This is a genomic window from Streptococcus sp. 1343 (assembly GCF_013277355.1).
Classification (GTDB): Bacteria; Bacillota; Bacilli; order Lactobacillales; family Streptococcaceae; genus Streptococcus; species Streptococcus pseudopneumoniae.
The window spans coordinates 1-4,501 of record NZ_VMMT01000050.1; the positions used below are offsets into that span (position 1 = coordinate 1).

Sequence of the window (4,501 nt, forward strand, 5' to 3'; positions counted from 1 at the left end):
TTTAGTATGCGAGAGGATAGGACAGGTGAGGTTTTAACAATTACAAACAATGGACAGGAAAACCATCTGGTTAAGATGGCATTCTTGGAACTAAAAAAATACAGAGAAACCAGCAAAGACGAGGTTCGCAAGCCATGGTTGGAGTTTTTCGGGAATAAACCCTTTACCCAAGAACCTGAGCGAGCCATCAGCCAAGCAGACCAACTGCTGGATTACAAGAGCTGGTCCGAGGAGGACAGGGAGATGTTTAGTCAACTACGTATGCGAGAAGAACAAGCCTTATTAGCACAGGACTATGCCTTGGAACAAGCTGAAGAAAAAGGGTTGGAGAGAGGTCGTGCAGAGGGGCTTGAACAGGGATTAGAACAGGGATTAAAAGTAGGTTTAGTAAATCTAGTCCGCCAAGGTCTTCTGACTTCTGAGGTTGCTAGCCAGCAGTTGGGCATAACCGTCGCTGAGTTTGAGGAGCTATTGAAAAAATACAAATAAGCCCTAAAAAATACAGAGAAACCAGCAAAGAAGAGGTTCGCAAGCCGTGGTTGGAGTTTTTTGTAACTCTCTATCTCCTAGATAGGGTTCGATAAAATACAGTGATTTCGGAGTTAGCTAGTTAGGTCATTTGTAAATCAAGTAAGCCTAAGAGAAGTAGTGATCTTAGAAAAACTGGAGCTGGCTAGCTAATAATCTAATCTATAAGAATCCCTAAGCAAGGGGTTAGAATCTATAAACTGGCCTATGATTTAGTTTTATCCATAAATGATTAAAAAGAGGGTATGGCGTGTCTACTACAGAAGAGCGGCTTTTTAATGATACAATGCTAGGATTTGTTTTTATCAATTAGCATTTGATGTGCTTAACATCAGGGGGAAACACTTCGAAACAAACCGTAACTAAAATGTTATCAAATTGTAATAAAACTTGATTTGTATATGTTTCTCAAGACAGAATCGTCAGGAAGCTTGATAGAATAGCTTTGTACAGCCTATCCATATATATATATATATGGATAGGCTGTCTTTTTCTTGATACTTAAGTGAGATAAAGAAGTCAAATGATTATCTTTTTAAAGTAATTTAAGGTATAATAGTTTAGTCATATCAGGTTGAATGATTGAGTGCATTTTTGATTCACAAGGCAAACCTTTGCATTGTGTTACAGTTATGGACTCAGTAATTACACTTGAAAAAATTTAAACTAAAAAGGGGAACATCTAATATGTTTTATAGTGAGAAGGACGATAGAGAAAAACAATTACGTTTTTCGATTCGGAAGGTTAGTTTTGGAGCGGCCTCGGTAGCCGTGGCGGCACTCTATCTCTTTATGGGAAGTGGAGCGGTATCTGCTGCGGAAGCGCAGGCCGTACAGTCAAATGAGGAGGTGACAGCTGATAAGGATTCGGAAACAGAGAAAAAATCAGAGGAACAGCAGCCAACCTACGCTGCTCCTGCTGCAAAGGAACAAGGATCTGCAACCAATACTGAAGCAGGGGATGAAGGCAAGCAAGAAAGTCATCCAGGGACCAAAGAGGAAGAAGCCAACTCATCTGAAAGAAGCGAAACTACAACAAAGACTCGATCGGATGAAAACTCTGTGAGTGGGGATTCTAGCTCTCCAAAATCTGAAGGTGAAGGTACAAGATTAGAAGAAGCAAGCAGCAAGCCAAAAGTACGTAAAAGACGTGAAGCAGACCCTGCCTCACCAGCGACTGCAACCGATGACGACCCAGATGCACATCAGACTTATGAAGCTCCAGGGGATGATGCAAGTGTAGAGGAATTGGCAATGAAATTAAAAGAATTGCTTCCAACAGTAGAGAATGAGAAAAAACTTGCTAAAATAGACGAGGTCGGTAATAGTAAAAATATATCTCCGGGTCAAGTGATGGAATTTAATGAATTTGGTGGTTGGAAGGCAGTTTCAGCAGATGGCATAGAAGGAAAATTTGGTGTTGCAAGAAAGACAACTAACGGGGTATTTCCTATTGAGACTGTGAATACGGTACATTCGTCTGGAAGGGATACTACCCATAATTGGACGTGGGTTAGAGAGTCTGTGTTTGATCGTACCAATGAATACGCACTCTTTTTATCCAAGGTAAGAACTAAAAAAAATCAATCTGAAGAAACATTTGATGACAAAAAATATATGCCTACAGATGAAGGTCAAGGTATTGCTAGAGGTTTGAAGGGCTTTAATGGGATAGAAAAAACATTTAAAGTTTATGAACAAAAGGTAGGGTCAGAAGTAACTATTGAATTTAAAACAGGATATACTGGAGATATTGATGGGAAGAAAGCAAAGTATAAAGTTGAACTGAAAGCTAAAAAAGATGGTACAGAAATGACACTTTATACAGTTGAGTTTGATCCTTCTAAAAATTTAACAAATGACAAAATGACAGTAACGAAAGCAACAGACGGTACTGTTAAAGAATATTTTAGCAAGTTACGTTCAGATGAAGACAAATCTAATTATAATACTGAGTTAGAAAAAAATGAAAATAGACCAAATGGTACTCCTGGAAAATTTAAGAGTAAACTAATTGATATACCTAAAGGCTATACTGATTATACAGTTAGTATTAGTTCATTTGATAATCAACGTCTAGGTATGGGATACCAAATTAATTGGGAACATTATGCTCTACCAGTTGTTGGAACAGAGTTTTCAGTTACTCAGGATACTAGCAAAGTAGCTAAGGACTTATCTCAAAAAGTTTATGATAAATTAACCCAACAAAAAGAAGAAGATACAAAATGGTCTACTCCTGAAACCAAGGCTGCTTATGAAGCAAAATTGCAAGAAATTAAGGAGAAGATTGATTCTGGAGCTAGTACTAGTGATTACAAAACAGTAGTGGGAGAGGCTGTAGAACAGTGGAAAAAATTAGATGAAGGTCAGAAAATTAAGGACAAAGCCAAGGAAGCAATAGCAGCTAAGCTTAAAGAAAAAGCAGAAGCGATTGAAAACAATGACAAGTTAAGTCCGGCCGAAAAAGACAAAGCTAAGGACGCAGCGAAGAAAGCAGCAGAGGACGCTAAGCAAGCTATTACGAATGCCAACTCTCAAGATGAGGTTACCAATAAGCAAACTGAGGGAACTGCAGCTATAGGCAATGTGAACCCAATAGGAACAGAGAATGCAGTTAATGCCATAGCAGAAGCTGCAGCAATAAAAATGGCTGAGATAGAGGATAATGATAAATTATCAGAAGACGAAAAAAATGCAGCCAAGGCAAAACTAGAGGCAGCGGTCACAAAAGCAGGCCAAGCTATCAGGAAAGCTAAGAAAGCTAAAAATCAAGATGGAGTTGATCAAGCCCAAGCAGATGCACTTTCTGAAGTAAATGCAATCAATCCAGTAGGAAAAGACAAAGCTACAAAAGCAATAGAAGATAAGCTTAAAGAAAAAGAAAAAGCGATTGACAACAATAACAAGTTAAGTCCTGCAGAAAAAGAGGCGGCTAAGAAACAAGCCCAAGCGGAAGCGGACAAAGCTACACAAGCCATTACGAATGCTCAAACCCAAGATGAGGTTGCCAACTCTCAAGATGAGGGAACTAAAGCTATAGACGATGTGAATCCAATAGGAACAGACATGGCGGTAGATGCCATAGCAGAAGCTGCAGCAATAAAAATGGCTGAGATAGAGGATAATGATAAATTATCAGAAGACGAAAAAAATGCAGCCAAGGAAGAAGTAGCGGAAGCTGTCAGAAAAGCAGGCGAAGCTATTAGGAAAGCTAAGAAAGCTAAAAATCAAGGTGACGTTGATCAAGCCCAAGCAGATGCACTTTCTGAAGTAACTGCAATCAATCCAGTAGGAAAGGACAAAGCTAAAGCAGACTTAGATAAGGCAGCAGAAACTGAGAAGGCAGAAATCAATGCAGACACCAGCCTCACATCGACAGAAAAAGAGCAAAAAGTCAAAGACTTGGAAGCTAAATTAGCTGAAGAAAAAGCTAAGATTGACTCAGCAGCAGATGCTGATAAAGTAGCCGAAGCTAAAACAGCAGGTGAAACAGCTATTGCAGGAGTCCACACACCAGGTGACTTAGAAGCTCTTAAGAATGCAGCCAAAGCAGACTTAGAAAAAGCAGCGCAAGCAGAAAAAGCAGCCATCGCAGCAGATAAGAGCTTAACAGCAGCACAACGTGCTGAGAAAGAACAAGCAGTAGATGCGGCGAAAGCAGCAGCCGAAGCTAAGATTGACTCAGCAGCAGATGCTGATAAAGTAGCCGAAGCTAAAACAGCAGGTGAAACAGCTATTGCAGGAGTCCACACACCAGGTGACTTAGAAGCTCTTAAGAATGCAGCCAAAGCAGACTTAGAAAAAGCAGCGCAAGCAGAAAAAGCAGCCATCGCAGCAGATAAGAGCTTAACAGCAGCACAACGTGCTGAGAAAGAACAAGCAGTAGATGCGGCGAAAGCAGCAGCCGAAGCTAAGATTGACTCAGCAGCAGATGCTGATAAAGTAGCCGAAGCTAAAACAGCAGGTGAAA

Annotated in this window: 1 protein-coding gene and 1 pseudogene; both read left to right on the forward strand. The window is 40.1% G+C overall.

What is annotated here, in order from left to right:
* Positions 1–489: pseudogene (locus tag HT709_RS07705) on the forward strand (hypothetical protein); the annotation flags it as partial.
* 726 nt (positions 490–1,215) lie between these two features.
* Positions 1,216–4,501, forward strand: a 3,286-nt coding sequence (locus HT709_RS07710; RefSeq protein ID WP_172925649.1) for a DUF1542 domain-containing protein, incomplete at its 3' end; no start/stop codon positions are given.